This is a genomic window from Gilliamella sp. App6-5 (assembly GCF_001690525.1).
GTDB lineage: Bacteria > Pseudomonadota > Gammaproteobacteria > Enterobacterales > Orbaceae > Gilliamella > Gilliamella apicola_H.
This window is the reverse complement of the sequence record NZ_LZGT01000073.1, coordinates 1-1,015: the sequence shown is the minus strand read 5'-3', so window position 1 is coordinate 1,015 and position 1,015 is coordinate 1. Positions and strand designations below refer to the sequence as shown.

The window sequence follows — 1,015 nt, the reverse complement described above, 5'->3', positions numbered from 1 at the left end:
GCTCTATTTTTTCTGGTGTCGCTGGAGTTGGTTTTTTTAGCATAGAAGAACTTCTCTTATAATGGACTCCTCTCTATTAGATCAAAGAACTCGCCAAAAAGCGAGTTCTTTGTCATCAATCTGAGACCAATACTTTTATATTGGTCTGATAACATGAAGTTAATTAATAAGATAAAAATTAATCGCCTCTGCACACCGCAATAGTACTAGGATAATTTGCACGATCTAGAGAAACGTTACCTTTAAGCCCCATTACTCGATATACTTTCCCCCCAAAAAAACCACCGTTTACTTTCTCTAACTCACTGGTCCACCTTTCACCATCTTTACTCCAAACCCCACCATATTTTTGGGTTATACCCCATTCTCCCATAAATGTCCCAACAGCCCGAATAAAATGATTCCAATTATTAGTTAGTTCATTGATATCATAAAAGTATTGACGTCGAAAATTATAGTCCATTGCTTCGTTTATTGTTGTTGTTCCTTGTCTTTTGCCTCGGCAAAAATCTAATGCAGGGAAACGAGTTGCAGAAGCTACCATTCGACTATTTGCAAAGGCTATTTCCGAACTACCTGCTCTTGCCCATTTATTTGGGACTGGAATAGTAAAATTATCTAACCATATCCATGATTGACCATTAAAATACTCCATTGTTATCGTCGGTGTCCCATTTTGAATAAACTCCCCTTTTGTTGCCGACTCATATATCACCGAACAGTTTTGAGCAACTCCTCCAGCAGTCCATAAAGAGATCTTTCCTGCTCCATTATGAGAATAGCAACGATATCGACTTTGATCGGATCCTGAACCAATTAAACTAAAACCAGCCTTTTTAAATCCAGTTGTAGGAAAACCTGACCAACGACTAAAACCGTTTATTTCATTAAAAACATTACTATCGTGCTCACCATAATTAGTCATCTCATTTGGTTTAAGATAACAAATACCTTGTCCATATGGCATAAAGGTATATACAACAGGAGGAACACTACCATAAAACCGACTATTAGG

General features: G+C 37.3%; 1 pseudogene. It reads right to left on the bottom strand.

The annotated features are described in order from the left end of the window. Window positions 1-178: 178 nt before the first annotated feature. Window positions 179-1,015 (bottom strand): annotated as a pseudogene (locus A9G24_RS12860) (hypothetical protein); the annotation flags it as partial.